Source organism: Amaricoccus macauensis, assembly GCF_049800915.1.
Classification (GTDB): Bacteria; Pseudomonadota; Alphaproteobacteria; order Rhodobacterales; family Rhodobacteraceae; genus Amaricoccus; species Amaricoccus macauensis_A.
The window spans coordinates 525,610-545,351 of sequence record NZ_JBNAFY010000004.1; the positions used below are offsets into that span (position 1 = coordinate 525,610).

General features: G+C 62.4%; 17 protein-coding genes. 2 read left to right on the forward strand and 15 right to left on the reverse strand.

All coding sequences use genetic code 11. The annotated features are described in order from the left end of the window. Nucleotides 1-16 precede the first annotated feature (16 nt). The 7 genes from ACP15W_RS13070 to ACP15W_RS13100 form a co-directional block, all read right to left on the reverse strand. Nucleotides 17-1,360, reverse strand: coding sequence for a S41 family peptidase (locus ACP15W_RS13070; protein WP_424933337.1), 1,344 nt, complete (start codon nucleotides 1,358-1,360; stop codon nucleotides 17-19). 11 nt (nucleotides 1,361-1,371) lie between these two features. Beyond that, nucleotides 1,372-2,487: a murein hydrolase activator EnvC family protein gene (locus ACP15W_RS13075; protein ID WP_424933338.1), complete on the reverse strand. Its 1,116-nt coding sequence runs from the start codon at nucleotides 2,485-2,487 to the stop codon at nucleotides 1,372-1,374. Beyond that, nucleotides 2,484-4,004 carry a 2,3-bisphosphoglycerate-independent phosphoglycerate mutase gene (gene gpmI, locus ACP15W_RS13080; protein WP_424933339.1) on the reverse strand — a complete coding sequence of 507 codons (1,521 nt, stop codon included), beginning with the start codon at nucleotides 4,002-4,004 and terminating at the stop codon, nucleotides 2,484-2,486. Before gpmI ends, ACP15W_RS13075 begins: the two co-directional genes overlap by 4 nt. Nucleotides 4,005-4,118: 114 nt before the next feature. Then, the gene (locus ACP15W_RS13085; RefSeq protein WP_424933340.1) at nucleotides 4,119-5,816 is read right to left on the reverse strand and encodes a GMC oxidoreductase; all 1,698 of its coding nucleotides are present in this window, start codon (nucleotides 5,814-5,816) and stop codon (nucleotides 4,119-4,121) included. A gap of 568 nt (nucleotides 5,817-6,384) precedes the next feature. Next, nucleotides 6,385-7,002 (reverse strand): SCO family protein, encoded by a 618-nt coding sequence (locus tag ACP15W_RS13090; protein ID WP_424933341.1) that lies wholly within the window; start codon nucleotides 7,000-7,002, stop codon nucleotides 6,385-6,387. Between the two features lie 65 nt (nucleotides 7,003-7,067). Beyond that, nucleotides 7,068-8,471, reverse strand: coding sequence for a PepSY-associated TM helix domain-containing protein (locus ACP15W_RS13095; RefSeq protein WP_424933413.1), 1,404 nt, complete (start codon nucleotides 8,469-8,471; stop codon nucleotides 7,068-7,070). 443 nt (nucleotides 8,472-8,914) lie between these two features. Next, entirely contained in the window at nucleotides 8,915-9,430 is a 516-nt protein-coding gene (locus ACP15W_RS13100) for a copper chaperone PCu(A)C (RefSeq protein ID WP_424933342.1), read from the reverse strand. Nucleotides 9,431-9,534: 104 nt separating this feature from the next. Between ACP15W_RS13100 and ACP15W_RS13105 the strand changes: the two genes are divergently transcribed. Continuing rightward, a complete protein-coding gene (locus ACP15W_RS13105) occupies nucleotides 9,535-9,855 on the forward strand; it encodes a hypothetical protein (RefSeq protein WP_424933343.1) in 321 nt (106 codons plus the stop codon). A gap of 58 nt (nucleotides 9,856-9,913) precedes the next feature. Here the strand turns inward: ACP15W_RS13105 and ACP15W_RS13110 are convergent, their stop codons facing one another. Continuing rightward, complete coding sequence (locus ACP15W_RS13110) at nucleotides 9,914-11,296, reverse strand: GntP family permease (protein ID WP_424933344.1); 1,383 nt, start codon at nucleotides 11,294-11,296, stop codon at nucleotides 9,914-9,916. 252 nt (nucleotides 11,297-11,548) lie between these two features. On the opposite strand from ACP15W_RS13110, the gene ACP15W_RS13115 reads away from it, so the two are divergent. Beyond that, entirely contained in the window at nucleotides 11,549-13,060 is a 1,512-nt protein-coding gene (locus ACP15W_RS13115; protein WP_424933345.1) for an ArnT family glycosyltransferase, read from the forward strand. Nucleotides 13,061-13,114: 54 nt separating this feature from the next. On the opposite strand, the gene ACP15W_RS13120 is transcribed toward ACP15W_RS13115, so the two are convergent. The 7 genes from ACP15W_RS13120 to ACP15W_RS13150 form a co-directional block, all read right to left on the reverse strand. Beyond that, a complete protein-coding gene (locus tag ACP15W_RS13120) occupies nucleotides 13,115-13,837 on the reverse strand; it encodes an LrgB family protein (RefSeq protein WP_424933346.1) in 723 nt (240 codons plus the stop codon). Continuing rightward, a complete protein-coding gene (locus tag ACP15W_RS13125) occupies nucleotides 13,834-14,187 on the reverse strand; it encodes a CidA/LrgA family protein (RefSeq protein ID WP_424933347.1) in 354 nt (117 codons plus the stop codon). The genes ACP15W_RS13120 and ACP15W_RS13125 overlap by 4 nt, the downstream gene beginning before the upstream one ends. Nucleotides 14,188-14,264: 77 nt before the next feature. Continuing rightward, entirely contained in the window at nucleotides 14,265-15,329 is a 1,065-nt protein-coding gene (locus ACP15W_RS13130) for a DUF2235 domain-containing protein (RefSeq protein WP_424933348.1), read from the reverse strand. 126 nt (nucleotides 15,330-15,455) lie between these two features. Next, complete coding sequence (locus ACP15W_RS13135) at nucleotides 15,456-16,811, reverse strand: amidase (RefSeq protein ID WP_424933349.1); 1,356 nt, start codon at nucleotides 16,809-16,811, stop codon at nucleotides 15,456-15,458. A gap of 117 nt (nucleotides 16,812-16,928) precedes the next feature. Next, the gene (locus tag ACP15W_RS13140; protein ID WP_424933350.1) at nucleotides 16,929-17,336 is read right to left on the reverse strand and encodes a DUF934 domain-containing protein; all 408 of its coding nucleotides are present in this window, start codon (nucleotides 17,334-17,336) and stop codon (nucleotides 16,929-16,931) included. A gap of 14 nt (nucleotides 17,337-17,350) precedes the next feature. Then, on the reverse strand, nucleotides 17,351-18,091 hold the full coding sequence (locus ACP15W_RS13145; RefSeq protein WP_424933351.1) for a phosphoadenylyl-sulfate reductase: 741 nt from the start codon (nucleotides 18,089-18,091) through the stop codon (nucleotides 17,351-17,353). Next, nucleotides 18,081-19,742 carry a nitrite/sulfite reductase gene (locus ACP15W_RS13150; protein WP_424933352.1) on the reverse strand — a complete coding sequence of 554 codons (1,662 nt, stop codon included), beginning with the start codon at nucleotides 19,740-19,742 and terminating at the stop codon, nucleotides 18,081-18,083. Before ACP15W_RS13150 ends, ACP15W_RS13145 begins: the two co-directional genes overlap by 11 nt.

Here is a 19,742-nt window from a genome sequence, read left to right on the forward strand (position 1 = left end):
GGCTCACTCCGATGCCCTACTCTTCCGCCTGACGGAAGGACATGCCCCGCAGGATGTCGATCGCGTAGGAAAGCTGGTAATCTTCGTTTCGAAGATCCTCGGTCTGCTCCTGGCGCTCCTGGTCTTCTTCCATCATCGCCTTTTCGTCTTCCGTCAGGCTGTCGTTCTCGAGCGAACCGCGCAGATCGGCTTCCGAGCGAACACCGGGAAGCTGATCCTCTTCGCTCTCCTCCTCGCTGCCATTCGCATCAAGCTGACGCTGTTCGACGATGATATCCGGCGAGACGCCAAGCGCCTGGATCGACCTGCCGGACGGCGTGTAGTAGCGCGCGGTGGTCAGTCGCATTGCCCCATCGTTCTGCACTGGCATGATGGTCTGGACCGATCCCTTTCCGAAGCTCTTCGTACCCACGATGACCGCGCGGCGATGATCCTTGAGTGCACCTGCCACGATCTCGGAGGCACTGGCCGAGCCACCGTTGATCACCACGACCATCGGCTTTCCTTCCGCAAGATCGCCCGGGGTCGCATTGTAGCGTTCGCTGTCGCTCGAATCCCGGCCGCGGGTCGAAACGATCTCACCCGACTCGAGGAAGGCGTCGACGACCGAAATCGCCTGATTGAGCAGTCCACCCGGATTGTTGCGCAAATCGATCACGAACCCGGACACGGCGTCGAAGCCGCCCGCTTCCTCCACCCTTTCCGCGAGTTGCTCCTCGAGATTAGGGAAGGTCTGCTCGTTGAAGGTGGTAATGCGCAGGATAACGACATCATTGACCAACCGCGACCGCACGGCGGAAATCTTGATGGTTTCGCGTGTGATCGTGACGTTGAACGGCTCGGCTTCATCCTCACGTGTAACGGTGATGGTGATGTCGGAGCCCACCGGCCCGCGCATCAGATCGACGGCGTCGTTCAGGTTCAGCCCCAGCACGCTTTCACCGTCCACATGGGTGATGAAGTCGCCGGACTGGATACCGGCCCTATCCGCCGGCGTGCCCTCGATGGGGGCCACAACCTTCACGAAGCCGCTTTCCTGCGTCACCTCTATGCCGAGCCCGCCGAACTCGCCGCGGGTCTGCACCCGCATGTCGTCGAAGTCGTCTGGCGGAAGGTAGCTCGAATGCGGATCAAGGGATGCCAGCATCCCGTCAATCGCGGCCTCGATCAGTTCCTTCTCCTCGACCGGTTCGACATAGGAAGAGCGAATGCGCTCGAAGATGTCCCCGAACAGATCAAGCTGCTCATAGACATCGCTTTCGCGTTCGGCTTCCTGCGCGACAATGGGGCCGGCAAACTGGGTGCTGAAAACCATCCCTGCGACAGCGCCCGTAATTCCGGCCAGCCAGATCTTCTTCATAGATCGTCTTCCTATCCGTTATTTCCGTCGAACCAGGCAACAGGATCGATCGGGCCGCCCCTATCCCTGACTTCTATATACAGTGCCTCGCGCAGGCCAGCGCCAGTTTCTAGATCCGGGATTTTCACATATTCTTCAACACCGGGTGAGCGTCCTCCCAGAACCCCCAGCGGGGCACCCTTCTCGATGCGCTCACCAGTGCTCACGATGAGTTCCGCGAGATTGGCAAGGATGACAAGCTCGGATGCTCCCGTTTCCAGAACGATGATGGCCCGATAGTCCAGAAACGGACCGGCATACCTCACCGTCGCATCGCCCGGTGCGCGGACCAGCGAACTCGGCGCGGCACTCAGCACGATCCCGGGCCAGAGAACCCCGGCCGCGTCCCGCTCATTGAACGCCCTCAGAACACTCTTGTCGACCGGCCAGAGGCGCGCCTCCCGTTCAGTATCCGACACTGTTCGGCCCGCGCTGCTGGGATCAAGCTCCGCGGTCAGATCCGCCAGGCTTTCCGCGCTGGAAAGCGCCTCAGTCAGCCGATGATCTGCCGGTATGCGATATTCCTGACGGAACTGCAGTTGGTCGACGAGTTCCGCCCGTGCGGAGGCAAGTTTGGCCAGCCCATCCTCGAGAAGCGCCAGCCCCTCTTCCTGCTGTCTCCCCGCGAGCTCGATCGCGTCCAGCCGCGCTTTGACTTCAACGGCTTCGTCGCTGATAGCTGGGAGAATGGCGCCGACCATCATGCGCGCACGCGCGGCACCCAGAGGGCCTTCCGGATGCAGGCCGAGCGGCCGCGCCCGGCCAAGCGACAGACTTTCCAGCATTGCGAGGAAAGTGGACATTTCTGCGGATTCACGCAGGATCTGCAACCTCACCTCGTTCTCCAGCGCACCGGCCTGCAACACGACACTGCGCACTTGAGAAAGCGAGCGGTCGTATATCGAAATGCCGTCAGCCAGTTCGACCGGCCCCACCTCGCCATCTCTGAGCTCATCCAGCGCCCGGCCCGCCTGTGCGAGCCGCGCCGCCGCGGCATCCAGATCCTCCGGCGTGGCGGCGTGAAACGGCACGCCACCGGCAAGACCGCAGAAAAGAGCAAGAATTGCGATCCGGAGCCAGTACTTCATGCAGTCTCGATCAAACTCTCGCCGGTCATCTCCGGCGGCTGCTCGAGCCCCATGAGCGCAAGCAGGCTCGGAGCTAGATCGCCCAGCTTTCCGCCCGAGCGCAGGCTCGCCCCCTCTGGGCCACCCACAAGGATGACCGGCACCGGATTGAGCGTATGCGCGGTATGCGGCTCCCCAGATTTCGGATCGACCATGACCTCACAATTCCCGTGGTCGGCCGTGACGATCACTGCACCCCCCATGTCCGAAATGGCATCCAGCGCCTGCCCGAGACCGGTGTCGACCGCCTCGACCGCCTTGATCGCGGCATTCAGATCACCGGTGTGGCCCACCATGTCCGGGTTGGCGAAATTGCAGACAATGAGCCCGTATTCACCGGAACGGATTGCCTTCACGAGATTTTCCGAGACCTCGGCCGCCGACATCTCGGGCCGCATGTCGTACGTCCGAACCCTCGGGCTGGGTGCCATGTAGCGCTCCTCACCCTCTGCCGGCTCCTCGACACCACCATTCAGGAAGAAGGTGACATGCGGGTATTTTTCGGTCTCGGCGATCCGGAACTGCTTGAGCCCCTTGCCCGCCACCCAGGCACCGAGCGTGTTGACGATATCCTCGGAGGGGAAGACCACGTCGAGGAAAGCGTTGAGCTTCGTGGAATATTCGACCATTCCGAGCGTGGCGGACCACTCCGGGCGCGTGCCGGGATCGAAACCATCGAAGGATGGATCGACCAGTGCATGAAGAATTTGCCGCGCACGGTCCGCACGGAAGTTGATGAAGAAGAGCCCGTCGCCGTCCTTGGCACCTGCATAATCGCCGATAACCGTCGGGATTACGAATTCGTCGGTTTCGTCGCGTGCGTATCCGGCCTGGATAGCTTCCGCGGCGCTCGACGCCTTTTCGCCCTGGCCCTGCAGAATGGCGGCGGTTGCCTGGCTTACACGCTCCCAGCGGTTGTCCCGATCCATCGCATAAAACCGGCCAGAAACCGTGGCAATGCTCGCGCCCTCAGGAAGATCCGCCTCAAGCGCGGCAAGCTGCTTTGCCGCGGATTTGGGCGGCACGTCGCGCCCGTCAAGGAAGGCATGGATCAGAACCGGAACGCCCTGTGCGGTAATCTCTCGGGCGGCCGCGGCAATATGGCGCTGATGCGAGTGTACACCGCCCGGAGACGCCAGCCCTGCAAGGTGCACTCGGCCGCCTGCGCTTTTCACGCTCTGAATGAACTTGCCCAGCGCCGCATTGGAGGCAAAGCTGCCGTCCTCGATCGCCTTGTCGATCTTCGGCAGATCCATCCAGACCACCCGACCGGCACCAATATTGGTGTGCCCGACCTCGGAATTCCCGATCTGCCCCTCCGGCAACCCAACGGCATTACCGCAGGCAAGCAGGGTGTTGCGCGGGCAATTCTCCCAGATACGATCGAAATTCGGTGTGCTGCCCTGTGCAACAGCATTCGCTTCGTTCGAGGGGTTCAGGCCCCAACCGTCGAGTATGATGAGAACTACCGGCCGCATGATCACCTCTGAAATGTATTCTTCAGAGCTTTATCGATCCCTAAATCCTTTGGCAAACCGCGTCTGCGCTTGCAGCAAAATACAACCCTTGCCCAACGGCACCCAGAGCCGGTCCTAAGATCCGCTGGTATCAGGCACGGCAGGGGGCAGGCGGCGCGCGGTTTCGGCCCCAGGGGGCGGCGCCTGCGTACGGGCGGAAACCACGGCGACCTTCTGCCGGTTCTGCCACGCAAGATCCTCGGCGATCAGGTCCGCGGCGCGAATACCCTGTGCCGCGACGGTCAACGCCGGTCCGGTCCCGCCGGACGACGGAAAGACCGATGCATCCGCAACCAGAATGTTTGGATGGCCATGCAGCCTGCCCTCCGGCGTCGTGACGGAGGTCGCGGGGTCGTCGCCCATCCGGCAGGTTCCCATGGGGTGCCCCCAATTCGGCAGCCCTGGCTGGGTCACGAAGAACAGCCGATATGGTGCAAAAGCGGCACGCAGTCGCGCACGCATCTCGCGCGCATGCGTGCGCAACCCTTCCGACGGTTTGTAGGACACCACGACCTTTCCGTCTTCTTCGCGCACGTGATTGCGTGCGTAGGGCAGATCCTCGGTGATCGTGGCAACGATGGGATGTTCCCCGGCGAGGCGCACACCTAGCCAGACGAGGGGGCGCAAGGCATCGAGCAGGATCAGTCCGGGGCCCCGTGCCAGCGCGGGGAGCCGCGCACGCAGTTCCGACATGACCAGCCCGGTCGAGGAATTGAACCCGGTCGACTGGATCTCGCCGAGATTGACTTCACCGTCATCGTAGAAATCGCGCAGCGCCAACCACTTCCGAGGTCCCTTATCGCGCCGCATCCCGCCGCGCCGCAGCACGATGAAAAGATCAGAGACATGAAACATCAGTCCCCGGCCCAGCATCGCCGGCTTTGCCACCTTCTCCCACAAACGCTTCGATCGCTCGAGAACAAGGGGTGAATTCAATGCGCCCGCCGCGAGTACGATCCGATGCCCTGTGACTTCCCGTGCCTGGCCGCCCTCCGTAATGTAGACCACCGTGGCAAGTCCATCATCCCGCTGGAAAATCTCGCGGACATCCGCGCCGGTTTCGACCCGGAGCCTACCCGTCTCCTCCGCCACGCGGATAGCGCGGCTGTAGCCGTCAGCCTTGCAACGCCAAGGGCAGCGCGACCCGACGCATTCCTTGCAGCCCTGTACGTAGTCGATCCCCACACGAAGCCGATAGGGGGAGTGCCCGGTGGCCTCCAGCGCCGCGATCATTCCGGCCGCACCCCGCCCGAGCAGAGGCGCCGCAAGCGGCTGGCTGTCGTCGTCCGGATCGCCGGGATCGGCATCGCCTCGGACACGAAACAGGTTCTCGACCCGCCGGTAGTAGCTCCGGAAGGTATCGAAATCGACCGGCCAGTCGTTCGGCAGAGCGTCCGGCTCACCCTCAGGCGCCGGCCGGTTCACCGTGAAATCGGACCGCCGCATTCGGCCAAGCGCTGCGGAGTAGAGTGCCGAGGACCCGCCGAGCCCACGGCCCAGCGCGATCGGAACCTCCCGCACTCCATCCCGACCGTTCGGCGTTTCCGAGAAATACGTCAGGGTTTCGCCCGTGGAAGATGCCTTGGCCCTGCCAAGGCGCTTGGCGAACTGTCGCAGAATCTTCCGGTGGATCGGATCCCGGTCCGTCGAGAGGTCCGAGGAGGGCCCCGCTTCGAGCATCAGGACGGACTTGCCGTATTGCGCAAGCTGCCAAGCGGCAAGCCCACCGCCAAGTCCACCGCCGATAACGATTACATCAACCTCGTCCGACAAAGAGAGCCTCACACACACAAAAGTTCAGGTCGGGTCCCTCTGCCGCAACGGCCCGGCGCGGTATCATGTCTACCCAAGCATCGATCCAATATCTAACTTTCTCAGGCGTTTATGTAAACAGAATGAGGCAACTATCATAATGCGATTATTTTAAATTACTCCAGAACCACAGGTTGTGATCCAGTAATATTTTAATGACAATTTACCATATTTGTTAACTGAATTGTAGCCCCGGCTTTCCTCCATCAGTGATTACATTTGAGCGACAATTTGTTTCCCAGGTATCATCAGTCGGCAGAATTCCGCCGGGTAGTAGGACGCAGCAGGGAGAGCGCATGCCTCAGACGGGCCACCGAAAGAGCCGATTCCCCCGCCATGGTTCGCTCCAGCTCGCCAACGCCCCAATCATCATCGCAAAGAAAGCGATTGGCGGAGTGCGATTCCCTCGGAAGCCATAGCGAGATGACCGTTACTCCCTCGCCTCCTGGCCTTCATGTCACCCTCAATAGAAACGCCCGCGCATCGCGCGGGCGTCGTTGCCTTGATCGGATCTGAGGTTCCTTCGTCGCTACAGGCGGCTCACGAAACATTCGACGCGGCCCGCCATCTCTTCGGCGGTCGCCTCACGGCGGAAGAACTCGACAAAACCGTGCTCGGGCAGGACGAGATACGTATATGTCGTGTGATCCACCAGGTAGTAGTCATCCTCTTCGGGATCATGCGCCTTGTAGTAGGTGCGATAGACCTTCGAGGCCGCGTCTACCTGCTCCGGCGACCCGGTGAGCCCGACCATGTCGGGGTGGAACAGATCGGTGAACTCTCCGACGACCTCAGGCGTGTCGCGCTGAGGATCTATGGAGATGAAAACCGGCTGTGCCTCAACGCCGCGTTCCTCGAGAAGCGTCACGGCTTCGGCATTGCGCCAATTGTCGAGCGGGCAGATATCCGGGCAGAAGGTATACCCGAAATAGACAAGGCTCGGCTTTGTTATCACATCCTCGTCCGTGACCGTCTCTCCGCCTTCATCGACAAGCGTGAATGACCCACCGATTTCCGCGGACCCCGCATTCGAAGCACTGCACCCGGCAAACTGATCCTCCGGTTCGCTGAACTGGGTCAGCCAGACCGCGCCCCCGGCACTTGCGGCGATCAGCACGAGCCCCGCTCCGAGCAACACCTTTTTCATCTCGAAACCATTCCTTTTCCATTCGAGGGCCCGGACTACCCCGCCCCGGCCCATCTCCGTCTCACCTAGTTCAGCACACGACGAAGCGCAGGCACGCGCGCAAGCACCAAGGCATCGAGCGCTAATACGAAAAGCAGCGCCAGCCCTGCCATCGGAAAGGCGAGCGAAACCGCCAATCCCACGAGAACCGCTCCCTGCCAGAGCGGCATGTCCCGCGGCATCGGCGGTGCGCCCAGCCTGCCCGCTCCGGAGGGACGGCGTTTCCACCACATCACAACACCGCTCGCGCAAAGAAAAATCACCGAAACACAAAAGATCGTGTTCAATGCGACGTTCCACACGCCGAGATCGCCCTCGTGAAATGCGATCCCTACAGCCATCGCCTGCCCATAGACCGAATAATCCTCGAACCCCACATCCGCGAGAACCTGCCCGCTGTAACGGTCGATATGGACGAACCGGTCCGAGGTCGGGTCGGCACTGTCATTGGACATCGAGTCGCGTGAAATCGACCAGACCCCCTCCGGCCCGCTTGGCAGGTTCAACTGGTATCGGCTATCGAAACCAAGCTCGCGCGCAAAGTCCGTCACCCTATCAAGCGTGACCGTCGCACCCGTTCCAAGCCCGGTCTCTCCAGCATTGGACCCGGATGCGGGCAAGGGTGTCTGTTCCAGAGCCCAGGGGACCTCCTTCGCGTTCCCAGCATTAAGGCTGGCATGAGTTGCATCGGAAAGCGGCACATCTTCCCACTTTTCTGCCGGAAAGGTGCTCCAGGCCTGCACGAACTTCTCGCCCCAGATTCCGGCCCAGGACAACCCGGAAACCAGAAAGACCGCCAGAAGGAGCGCAACCCAGACCCCGATCGTTGCATGCAGCGTCTTCCAGAGCGCCCGGCCACGCGCGGCGAAATTCGGCACGATCGCGCGCCAGAAACCGCTGTTTCGCGGCCACCAGAGATAGAGACCCGTTGCAATCAGGACCATGGCGAGAGAGGCGGCGATCTCGATCATCCGATCTCCCGTCACACCAAGGAGCAGCGTGCCGTGGATCTCGCTCATGAGATCGTAGAGCCCCTGCCGGCGGGGAAACTCGGCAAGCACCTCCGCAGTGTAGGGATCGACGGCAACCATCGTCGTGCCCTCCGAATCGTCCACGCGAAAGATGGCCGCGAGATCGTCGGCCCGAGGGGCGATATAGCCGCGAAGCTGACCGTCGGGCACTGCGGCCACAGCAACCTGTGACTGCTCCGAAACGGCGAGCGGCGCGCCGGTGGGCTCCACGGGGATCCATTCCCCGTCGCGACCGGAAATCACGCTTGTCCAAAGCATGACCAGCCCGGTCAACGCGAGAAGCGTGAGAAAGGGTATGACATAAAGCCCGGCATAGAAATGCCAGCGCCAGGCCGCGCGATAGAGCGCCCCCAAGCGGGCGGGCGTGTCGTCCTGGGCAACAGGACGGGGCGGGTCGATTGTGACCAATTTGAGTTCCTCCGAAAAAACTTGTCCGATTGACGTTCGTTCAGGAGAAATCTCGGTGGCGCACGCACCGGATGGGCCCGCCGGGGCATGAACCGTGCGGCACGCCGCCGTGGAGAATGGGACCTCTCACGCGCAATCCCGGCAATTCGGCCGGCAACGCCCGGCCCGGCATTCGCCAGCGCGGGCTGCATGTGGATCGACCAGACGCAGTGGTCGGGGGCATCCTCGGCAGGCTCCCCGTCCGCGCCCAGCACCACCTCGACTGGACCATCGCCGGTGCAGAGCACCACGGAAAACCCGCCCCCGGCCTCGGCGGCGGGCATGGCACCTGCCGCAAACAAGCCGGAAAAGAGCGCCGAGAGGAGCGCGATCACGTGGATCACCCCGCCCCTCCTCGCCGAGGGTCTTCCGTGGCGCCGCATGTATCCGCAGCGTCAGTGGTTCATTTCATGTCCGTCATGGCCATGATCGTGGTCGTGATCATGATCGGAATGGCCTACCGCCCCCCGGGCTTCGACATTGAACGTGATATCGAGCTCGCCGGCCTTCTCGAACACGAGCGTGGCCTCGATCTCTTCACCGACCTCGAAGGGGTCACCGTCGAGCCCCATGAACATCACGTGGTAGCCACCCGGCTCGAGCGCGACCGTCTCGCCAGCGGGCAGGTCGATCGCTGCGACATGCACCATCTTCGACACACCGTTCTCCTCGAGGGTCGTGTGAATCTCGACCTTTGGGAATTCGGCGCGAACAGCGATGAGCCGGTCATCTTCATCCCCATCGTTAGCAATGGTCATGAAGCCACCCCCGGCGCGTGCGGAAGGCGCGGTCTCGAAGGCCATCGGGTGATCGACCGTGATCCCGCCCTGGGTGAATTCATGCGCCCCGGCCATCGGCGACAAAGCGAAAAGGGCAACGGCACCAGCCGCTGCAAGGATATGCGTTTTCATGTCAGTGTGTCCCGCAAAAGATTGGATAGTCTGCTTTTTCAACCAATCCGTATCGCGGGCGGAGCACGAGGTCCCTTCGAGGGATCGCGCACGTGCCGGGGCCAATGTCGCGCACCGGCGGCCCTTCCGCTCCGTTCAATCTGAACGAGAACCTGCCGAGACATTCCGGATGGTTCCGGAAGCGGCGCGGCGCCGGCCAATCTGCAGGCATCGCAGACATCTCCCGCGACGTGATGGCCGCCACCCTCTCCGGCACAGAGATCCGAGATGGCACCGCCTGCCGCAATGTAGGCTGCAAGCTGCACATCAGGTGTTGCGATGCCCGGCCGATGCGCGAAACCGATCGCGGCCATCGCCAGCAACAAGAGGCCGACGACGGCAAGCCTTATCCGGTTATGTCCGAGCCCAGGTCGCATGGGCTATGATCTAACCGAAGGGAACGGCGCAGACCAGCGCCGTTCCACCCGAATGAGCCTCGGAGCTTTAGAGACCCATCGATCCGAGTACGATCACGCAGATCGTCGCCAGAACCGGAATGAGCACGGCGCACATGAAGATATCGAAGTAGGACTGCTTGTGCGTCAGGCCACAAATCGCCAGGAGCGTGATCACCGCGCCATTGTGCGGCAGCGCATCGAAGCCTCCCGATGAGAGCGCAGTGACACGGTGCATCAAGGCTTCGCTGATCCCGCTGGTTCGCGCCAGTTCGGCGAATTGATCACCCAGAGTCTGCAGCGCGATCGACATACCGCCCGAAGCTGAGCCGGTGATACCCGCGAGCACGTTGGTCGCCACCGCCACGGAGATCACGGGGTTGGTCGAAACGTTGAGCACAGCATCGCGCACCACGCCGAAGGCCGGAAGCGAGGCAATCACCGCGCCATAGCCCACCTCGGAGGAGGTGTTGAACACGGGCAGAAGCGAGCCCATCGTCCCGGTATTGATCGTGTCCTTGAGATGCTTGAGCCGCTGGTAGTTCAGCACGATGAGCAAGACGATCGCACTCACCAGGGCAACGATGATCGCCCAGATGCCACGCACCTTGCTCACGTCCGTTTCCCCATACTGTGCTTGCGCGAGATAGCTCGTGTCGAGATTGGGGATGATGAGATAGGTCAGCAGCGCATTGAGCACGATCACGAGAATGGTGGGCGCGACCGCGATCCAGAAGCCCGGAAGTTCGGCATCCTGATCAAGATCACTGTCAGCCGAAGTGCGCGGATGATCCCCGAAGCCTTCGCCCGCGCGCCCCGCCATCGCCACGCGGAATTTCAGCCAGTAGACACCGCCGAAGAACATGATCGCCCCGGCCAGCGTCCCCAGGATCGGCGCAGCAAAGGGTGTCGTCCCGAAATAGGGCATCGGAATCGCATTCTGGATCGCCGGCGTGCCCGGAAGCGCGGTCATCGTGAAGGTAAACGAGCCAAGCGCGATTGCCGCCGGAATGAACCGCTTCGGTATGTCCGAGCGCCGAAAGAGCGCGGCTGCGATCGGATAGACCGCGAAGGCGACCACGAAAAGCGAGACACCGCCATAGGTAAGGATCCCGCAGGAAAGAACGATCGCCACGATCGCGTTGCTCGCGCCTAACTTGGACACGCACCATTCCGCGATCGCACGGGCCGAGCCGCTGTCGGCCATCAGCTTGCCGAAGATTGCTCCCAGCATGAACAGCGGAAAGTAGGTGATGAGGTAGTTGCCCAGCGCCTGCATGAAGACCTGGGTGTAAGTAGCGAGCAGCGGGATATCACCCGACAGCAAAACAGCCAGAAGCGCCAGAAGCGGCGCCAGAATGAGCACGTTGATCCCGCGATAGGCGAGGTACATCAACAGTACCAGTGAAAGAATGATCCCAAACAGACCCATGTGTTTCCCCCAATAGAAAGTCCCGCGAGTCGATCGCTCACGGGATTCGCATTGTGGTTAACGCTTAGCACCCATTGTTGGTTACGATGCAAGCGCACATGCAGCAAAACTGCTGCATTGCAACGCTGTCGGTCAGTCGCGATCCGGCTTTCTTCGATCTGCGCCATGCGGTATTGCGAGCGCGCGAGACGGGAAGCAAGTCACGCGAGGGCACAACCGAGGCAGATCGTGACCCCGTATTGGACGAACGGCATGAGGGACTGGATCTGGACCGCGGCATTCTGCGGGTATTTCGCCTTTCACGCGGTCTACAGATGGCTCATCGGCGGAGCACTCGGGCTGGACGAGGCCCAGATGTTTCTCTGGAGCCAGTATCTCGCCTGGGGTTACGGGCCTCAGCCCCCGCTCTACTCCTGGCTCCAGTGGCTTGCGTTCCAGCTCATTGCCGATCCGCTATTGGCTCTCTCGCTCGTCAAGAACCTTTTGCTCTGCATGACGTTCCTTTGCGTCTACGCAGTCTTGCGCACGGCACATTCACCTGTTCGGGCGGGCCTCGCCACCGCCGGGCTGCTGCTCCTGCCCCAGATCGCCTGGGAAAGTCAGCGCGCGCTGAGCCATTCCGTCCTCGCCACAGCGATGGCCGCATTGGCCTGCCTGATCTTCTGGACTCGCACGCTGCCCGGAAAGCGGCTCGGCTACCTGTCTTTTGGCCTCGTTGCGGGGCTTGGGCTCCTGTCCAAGGCGAATTTCGCACTCGTGCCACCGGCGCTGGTTCTGGCGGCTCTTTCGCTACCCGAACTGCGCGCGCGGATCAGGTTCTCCGGGCTGATGTTCTCTGTCTTCGCCTCCGCGCTCATTGCCTTCCTCCCGGTGATCTGGATACTTCGCAACCGGGAGGCCGCACTCGCTTCGACCTACAAGCTTCGGATTGACGAGGAAACCGGGGGGTGGATCACCGCCCTTGAAGGGATCGGCGCAACCGCCGAAGCGGCTTTCCTCTTTCTCGCCCTGCCCTTGATCGCCGGAGCCCTGATCTTCTGGCGCTTCCGCGTAAGATCTTCCCCTGCAGTTCCACCCACGCTTCTGGATCGCTTTCTGCTACGCACCGCCCTGATCGGCGTGATGCTCACGCTTGCGGTCGTCCTCGTCACCGGGACGACCCAGGTCAAGGACCGCTGGATGCTGCCCTCGCTCTATCTGGGCGGCCCGCTTGTCGCGCTCTGGTTCCTGCCTCGAGTGACAGCGGCAGGGCATCGCTGGTATCGTCGCCTCGTTGGAACATGTATTGCGCTCGTGGCGCTCATTCTGCCTATCGAACTGCGCTTCGGCACTCCCGGAAACCCGGTTCGCGGTGGGACACCGGTCGAAGCTCTCGCGCCACAGCTGACGGAGACCTTTCCCGACGCAACGCGCGTCATAGGCGATCCCGAATGGCTCGCCGCAAGCCTCGAGTATCACCACTCCCCGTGGCAGGCCGAACCCGCACATTCCGCGCGGCTGGCTGCAGGTGAAACGGCACTGCTGATCTGGACCGAAGAGTTGGAGAGAGGTGCCAAAATCGCAGCGAGAATTGCGGACCGGTCGGGCAATATCGTGGAAATTGGCGAGCATGCCGAAATTTCCGCACCATACGTCTGGCAGTCGGAAATGTCGTTCACGATCTACGCCGCTCCACTTCTCGCGCGGAAGTCCAGCAAACGGTCCGGCCCTTTGGCCGGACACCATATTCCCCCGCCTGTTGGCGGGGCCCCGTCTGCTCGATAGGAATTCTGCCTATATGAAATCCTTTGCCGGACCGCCCGGGCCCAGCCCGCTTTCTCAAAGGAACGCCGGGATTGCGAGAAAGATGAGCGATGTCAGCGCGCCGTTCAGACCCATGGCAATGCCTGCGAATGTGCCTGCTTCTTCGCTCACCTGAAACGCACGCGCAGTTCCAACCCCATGACTTGCGACACCTGCGGCGAACCCGCGCGCCGCGTAGTCCTTCACCCGCAGTGCATTCATCAGCGGCGTGACCACGATCGAGCCGAATATGCCTGTAATCATGACTGCGACCGCCGCGAGTGATGGAATGCCGCCGATCGTTTCGGTCAGTGCCATGGCGATCGGGCTGGTTACGGACTTGGTCGAAAGGGAGGCCAGAACCGAGGGTGGGGCGCCCAGCATCCAGGCAATGCCGACAGCGGAGATTATAGCGGTCACGCAGCCCGCCACGAGGGCCACACTCATCGGCAGAAGGTTGCGCTTGACCGCCTGCCGGTTTCTCCAGAGCGGCACGGCAAGGGAAACGGTCGCCGGCCCAAGCAGGAAGTGCACGAACTGTGCACCCTCGAAATAGGTCTGGTAGGGCGTATCCGTGACGACGAGCACGACCACGAGAATGATGGCGGCAAAAAGAACTGCGCTTGCTGCCGGATGCCGGCCAAAGTGGTTCGCGATTGCATCACCGATCAGATATGCAACCAGTGTCGCCGTGAGCCAGAGCAGTGGCGTTTCGGACAGGTAGACCCAGATGCTGTAAAGCTCGACACCTTCGGTCATCCGCGGCTCCGTTCCTGAAGGAGTGCCACTGCGCGGAAGGTCATCACCGTCACGAAAAGCACAAGCAACGTCGAGACCAGCAGCGACATGACGATCGCGAGCCAGTGTTCGGCAAACAGCCGGCCTTGCTCCATCACACCGACTGTTGCAGGCACGAAGAGCAGCGTGAGGTTGCGCAGGATCGTGTCCGTCACACTACCGAGTTCCTTGCCCGTATCGCCACGCAGGAGAAGTATCGCGAAAAGGAGCGCCATTCCGAGAACCGGCCCCGGAAAGGTCAGGCCAAGCACCCGCACCGCAGCCTCCCCGGCAAGTTGGCACAGGAAAAGCACCGTCAATGCCTGCAGCATGAATCGAACTCCACGTTAACCGAGATCAGGCGCACCCTGCCCCGCGTCGCTCCCGTCCTGCAAGCTGCAGTGCACAATCAGGATGAGGTTTCTCGGTTTTCAAGCAGATGCGCAACTTTTCCCAGCGCGCCAGGGCGCCAACTGGGCAAGATAAGCCAGCGCTGGACCGCCGCCTCCGATAGCGCCCCGGGGGCCTTCGGCCCCTCTCTGTCCCGGAAGCCGAATGCCACAACCCTGTTGAACAGGTCCGGTTCGCCCGGCAGCGGCGCACCGCAGTTCCGCGCGCTCGCCCAGTTCTCCACCGAAGCTGCGGCAAGCGCCAGCCCGGCCTCTCGCGCCCCCTCCGCCACCCAGAAGAGCGCGTCGTTCGAAAGCAGATCGGAATCCGCCCCACCACCTACGCCCCCATGATCGCCAGGAAACCAGATCTGGCGATAGGGCGTGCCATCACGTCCCTCGTTGCGTGTCTCGAGATTGCTCCAGAGCGTCGGCTCGTAGGTGCGGCGTCGCTCGTCTATGGCCACCGCATGGCGTGCCGCGCGCACCGACCCCGACAAGGCAGTATCGTGAAAGGCGAGCCCCCGATTGAACAGTGACGCCAGGACCAGATGCTTCGGAATACCCAGCGAGCCGACCGTATCCCATACCCCGATGTAGGCGATCGGCGTGCGGTCCTCGACGGCATATTTCGCGCGAAAGGCCTCCGATTTCCCGGAATCCGGGTGGTCCTTTCGAGACCTGTAGAGGCGCAGGGCATCGGAAAGCTTGTGCAGGGCGTCCCGCCTCAGAACACCGCAGTTTCGGATGAGGCCAACCAGCGACCGGGCGGTGAAGGCTCCCCGCGAATAGCCGAAGATGAAGATCTCGTCGCCGGGAGAATAGTTGAAGGCGAGAAACCGGTAGGCGTCGGCAATGTTCTGCATGAGACCAAGCCCCAATGCACCGCCCAGCGCCCTGTCGATGGTCCGGGACAAACGGCCCGTTCCGCGCCCGGTCCCGACCCCATCCACCTGGCACAGGATCTGCGCCACCCCGTCCGCATCCGCAGGTTCAACCGCGCAGGCAAGCTTCTGTGCATTTGTCTGTCTTTTGGCGTCAGCCCTGTTCCAGGTGCCATCGCAGGAAATCACGATACGCTTCATCGCCCCTCCACTCGGGAACGCTCCGCACAGGGAGCGTCCCTCGGAGCGACCGCAAGTTGCAGTTTCTCGGAGAATCAATCGCGCGACGAATGGGCGCGCTTGGTGAAGCTACTCGGTATGAGTGAATTAACGATCAACGCCGGCAGCGCGTATCGGTTGCTCGAGCCCTGCGGCCAGCGCCAAAAGCCGTCGGTCGTCTCCGCTTCGCCCCATCAGCATGAAACCCACGGGCAGTTTCTCCTCTTCCTGGCAGGGAATGGAGACCGCAGGCGTATCGAGGAAATTCGCAAGCGCCGTATTCCGCAGGCAAAGCCGGTTGATGGCAACCGCGCGGTCCGGATCGTCGAGGTCGGCGATGGCCGGCGCGACGACCGCAACGGTGGGCATCACCAGCGCATCGAGCCCCTCCATCCGGGCGGCAACACTATCCCGGATGCGGGCCCGGGCCTCGAGAAGCGCGATATACTCGGCCGCTGTGACATTCTCCGAGAACGCGATCCGATCACGCACGAACGGATCGAAGCGGTCCCCGACCTCACGCAGCCTGATTCGGTGCAGGGCATGGGCCTCGATGCCGACGATCCCGCCACTGGCGTTGAGGCTTGGCAGATCGCCGAGCTCCGGGATCTCCACCTGGACCAATCGCACTCCTGCCCGGGACAAACGCCCCAAAGCCGCATCGAAGGCACTCAGGACATCGTCATCCACACCTTCGGTCACATAGTTGGACAGGACACCAAGCCGCGCCCCTTCTAGCGGCAGTGAGACCGGCTCCCCGGTTCTCTCGCCGGCCATGACGGCGTCGAGCCAGGCGACGCAGCCAACACTTCGCCCAATGGGTCCAATGGAATCGAGCGTCCTGGACAGCGGAAAGACGCCGTCTCGCGGAATACGTCGAGTGGTCGGCTTGAAACCGACCACACCACAGAACGCGGCCGGGATGCGGCAGGATCCGCCCGTATCCGTCCCGATTGCAGCCGCCGCCATACCCGTCGCGACGCTGACCGCAGCCCCGGAAGAGGACCCGCCCGGAATGCGCGCCACAACCGCATCCGCGGGGTTTCGCGGTGTGCCGAAATGTGGATTCACCCCGAGGCCGGAGAAAGCAAACTCCGTCATGTTCGTCTTCCCGATGACGATCAGCCCCGCCTGGCGGAGCCGTCGCACGATTTCCGCATCCACTCCCGCCGGCGGTTCAGAGCCAAGCACCCTTGACGCGGCGCGCGTGACCTCGCCTGCCACATCGAAGAGGTCCTTGACGGATATCGGGATTCCGGCCAGCGGTGGCAGGTCCATACCGGCGGCGCGCGCGGCGTCGAAGGCATCGGCCTCGGCGCGCGCCCGCTCCGCATAAAGGCTCAGGTAGACGCGCGCTCCCTCGCCACCGGGCGCGGAAACCCTTTCGAGGGCGGTCTCGACCAGCCCCCGGCTCGTCACCTCACCGCGTCCGAGTTGACCGGATAGTGCCGTCAGACTTTCCATTTTCTACGCCATTCTTCTTGCCAGAGCGCGCAAGACTGACAGCAGCAAACACCGATCACAACGAAAACCACCCGGGGCGCGGAGCCACCGGGCGGTTCGAATTCAAACGATGATCGTTCAGGCCAGAACGCGGTTCTGATAAGATCCTTGTGGGCGAACCTTCCAGTGCTCGGCAGGCTGGCGGCTTGCCACCTTCTCCGCTACCTCGATCTCGTCGAAGCCTACGCGGAACGCGGCGCGAAGCTGGTCCGAGACGATCGGCCCGGAGCCCCGCAAGCGCCCCTGGTAGCCGAGCGTCCGCAAACGCCGCGCCTGTGAGAAGGCGCGGCCGTCACCCATGGCCGGAAAATCCAGCCGCAAAAGCACGATCCGGTCGAGAAACGGCACCAGATCATCCACCTTCGCAGAATTCGGGACGCAAACGGCAAGGGCCGCGCCCTCTGCGCCGGGAAGGTCTTCCAGTTCGACGAACTCTATGGCGCCGGTATGCTCGGTTACACCCTCAGGGGTCACGATGAAAGTCATGTGGTCCTCGTCTCTCAGCTTGCCCGCAGGATGCGGCCGTCGGCACCGAAATGGATGCCACATTCAACCTTGTTCGATCCGCGCCAACGACCGGCGCGCGGATCCTCGCCTTCCCGAACCCGCGTGGTGCAGGGGGCGCACCCGATGGATGGATACCCCTTCGCCACCAGCGGGTGCCGCGGCAGATCGTGCCGGTCCATGTAGTCCTTGAGATCCTGCGCATTCCAGTGGGCGAGCGGATTGACCTTCAGCCGGTCGCCATCCGCCTCGAATATCTCGAGTGCGGAGCGCGTGCTGGCCTGATACCGCTTGCGCCCCGAAACCACCACCGACCAGGTATCCAGCGCACGTTCGAGCGGCCGGACCTTGCGGATGTGGCAGCAAGCATCCGGATCACGCTTGTGCAGCGTCCAGTCCGGATCCTGCTCTTCCAAGTCCTCGGAGTCGGTCCGCAGGTGGATAACGTTCGTCAGTCCGAATGCCTTGGAAAGCGTCTTCTGATACTCGAGCGTCTCCTCGAACAGCATCAGCGTGTCGATGAAGAGAACCGGCAGGCCCGTATCGACCCGCGAAGCGAGGTGTAGCAGCACGGCGGCCTCGGCGCCGAATGACGACACCAAAGCCACCTCATTGCCGAACTCGGCGCGCACTCCGGCGATCACATCCTCCGCAGACGCGTCCCTGAACCGGAGGTTTAGCATCTCGACAGCGTCGAACGGGCGCGACCGCTTCGGATCTGCCGCCTCAAGCCGCATTCGATCGGGCCTCCTGCTCCGGATAGAGCGCCGCCTTGAACGGTGCCATGCCGACCCGCCGGAAAGCCTCGATGAAGCTCTCGTCCGCGTCGGTTCGGACATCGAGATAGGCATCGACGATCCGCTCGACCGCCGGAACCACGTCCTCGGCACCGAACCCCGGCCCGGCCCGCTCGCCTATGGCCGCGTTTTCCGACCCGTCACCGCCCAGCGTGATCTGGTAGTTCTCCACACCGGCACGATCGAGGCCGAGAATGCCGATATGGCCCACATGGTGGTGCCCGCAGGCATTGATGCAGCCTGAGATCTTGATCTTCATCCCACCGATGTCGCGCTGGCGCTCCATGTCGGCGAATGCCTTCGAGATGTCCTGCGCGATCGGGATCGAACGCGCCGTCGCCAGCGCACAGTAGTCCATGCCCGGGCAGGCAATGATGTCGGAGATCAGGCCGACATTCGCGGTCGCGAGCCCTGCGTCCTTCAGCTTGGCGTAGATCGTGGCCAGATGACGCCGCGGCACATGCGGCAGGATGATGTTCTGCTCGTGGCTGACGCGGAGTTCATCATGTCCGAACTCCTCGGCCAGATCCGCCATCACCCGCATCTGCTCGGAAGTCGCATCTCCCGGCGTCTCTCCGATGCCCTTGAGCGAAATCGTCACGATCGCGTAGTGCGGCAGCTTGTGCTCGGCCACATTGGTATCGATCCAGGATTGCAGCCCCGCACCAACGCTTGGCATGATATCCGAGGCCGGTTCGAACGCGGGGTCCTTGAAGCCTTCCTCGATCCGCGCCAGCAGCGCGGCGTTCACGCCCGGAAAGACCGCGAGGTTCTCCGCGAACTTCTGTTCGACACGGTCGCGGATCTCCTCGATCCCGGCTTCGTGCACGAGGATCTTGATACGCGCCTTGTATTTGTTGTCCCGACGGCCATCGAGGTTGTAGGTCTGCAGGATCGCCTCGAGATAGGGCAGCAGATGAGCGCGCGGAAGGAAGTCGCGGATCACCTTGCCGATCATTGGCGTACGCCCCAGGCCACCACCCACGAGAACCTTGTAACCGGCCTCGCCCTCTTCGTTGCGGACGATCTGGATGCCGATGTCATGCGCCTTGATCACCGCACGGTCATGCTCCGCGCCGGTGACGGCGATCTTGAACTTGCGGCCGAGCCAGGTGAATTCCGGATGGTCAGTGGACCACTGGCGCAGAAGCTCGGCGGTCTTGCGCGGGTCCTCGATCTCTTCGGGCGTCGCGCCGGCGAAATGATCCGCGGTTACGTTCCGGATGCAGTTTCCCGACGTCTGGATCGCATGCATCTGCACATCCGCGAGCGCATCGAGAATGTCCGGAACATCCTTCAGCTTCGGCCAGTTGAACTGGATGTTCTGCCGCGTGGTGAAATGGCCGTAGCCCTTGTCCCACTTGTCCGCGATCATCGCGAACTGCCGCATCTGCCGGGAAGACAGCGTGCCGTAAGGCACGGCGATCCGCAGCATGTAGGCGTGGAGCTGAAGGTAAAGGCCGTTCATGAGCCGCAGCGGCTTGAACTCATCCTCGCTGAGCGTGCCGTCAATGCGACGCTCCACCTGGTCGCGAAACTCGGCAACACGCTCGCGCACGAAATCCTGGTCGAAATCGGTATACTGATACAT

Excerpts from the sequence above, each read along its gene's own strand:
- ACP15W_RS13070 (WP_424933337.1), bottom strand. The coding sequence starts at position 1,360 with ATGAAGAAGATCTGGCTGGCCGGAATTACGGGCGCTGTCGCAGGGATG.
- ACP15W_RS13075 (WP_424933338.1), bottom strand. The coding sequence starts at position 2,487 with ATGAAGTACTGGCTCCGGATCGCAATTCTTGCTCTTTTCTGCGGTCTT.
- gpmI (WP_424933339.1), bottom strand. The coding sequence starts at position 4,004 with ATGCGGCCGGTAGTTCTCATCATACTCGACGGTTGGGGCCTGAACCCC.
- ACP15W_RS13090 (WP_424933341.1), bottom strand. The coding sequence starts at position 7,002 with ATGAAAAAGGTGTTGCTCGGAGCGGGGCTCGTGCTGATCGCCGCAAGT.
- ACP15W_RS13100 (WP_424933342.1), bottom strand. The coding sequence starts at position 9,430 with ATGAAAACGCATATCCTTGCAGCGGCTGGTGCCGTTGCCCTTTTCGCT.
- ACP15W_RS13105 (WP_424933343.1), top strand. The coding sequence starts at position 9,535 with ATGTCGCGCACCGGCGGCCCTTCCGCTCCGTTCAATCTGAACGAGAAC.
- ACP15W_RS13110 (WP_424933344.1), bottom strand. The coding sequence starts at position 11,296 with ATGGGTCTGTTTGGGATCATTCTTTCACTGGTACTGTTGATGTACCTC.
- ACP15W_RS13115 (WP_424933345.1), top strand. The coding sequence starts at position 11,549 with ATGAGGGACTGGATCTGGACCGCGGCATTCTGCGGGTATTTCGCCTTT.
- ACP15W_RS13120 (WP_424933346.1), bottom strand. The coding sequence starts at position 13,837 with ATGACCGAAGGTGTCGAGCTTTACAGCATCTGGGTCTACCTGTCCGAA.
- ACP15W_RS13125 (WP_424933347.1), bottom strand. The coding sequence starts at position 14,187 with ATGCTGCAGGCATTGACGGTGCTTTTCCTGTGCCAACTTGCCGGGGAG.
- ACP15W_RS13130 (WP_424933348.1), bottom strand. The coding sequence starts at position 15,329 with ATGAAGCGTATCGTGATTTCCTGCGATGGCACCTGGAACAGGGCTGAC.
- ACP15W_RS13135 (WP_424933349.1), bottom strand. The coding sequence starts at position 16,811 with ATGGAAAGTCTGACGGCACTATCCGGTCAACTCGGACGCGGTGAGGTG.
- ACP15W_RS13140 (WP_424933350.1), bottom strand. The coding sequence starts at position 17,336 with ATGACTTTCATCGTGACCCCTGAGGGTGTAACCGAGCATACCGGCGCC.
- ACP15W_RS13145 (WP_424933351.1), bottom strand. The coding sequence starts at position 18,091 with ATGCGGCTTGAGGCGGCAGATCCGAAGCGGTCGCGCCCGTTCGACGCT.
- ACP15W_RS13150 (WP_424933352.1), bottom strand. The coding sequence starts at position 19,742 with ATGTATCAGTATACCGATTTCGACCAGGATTTCGTGCGCGAGCGTGTT.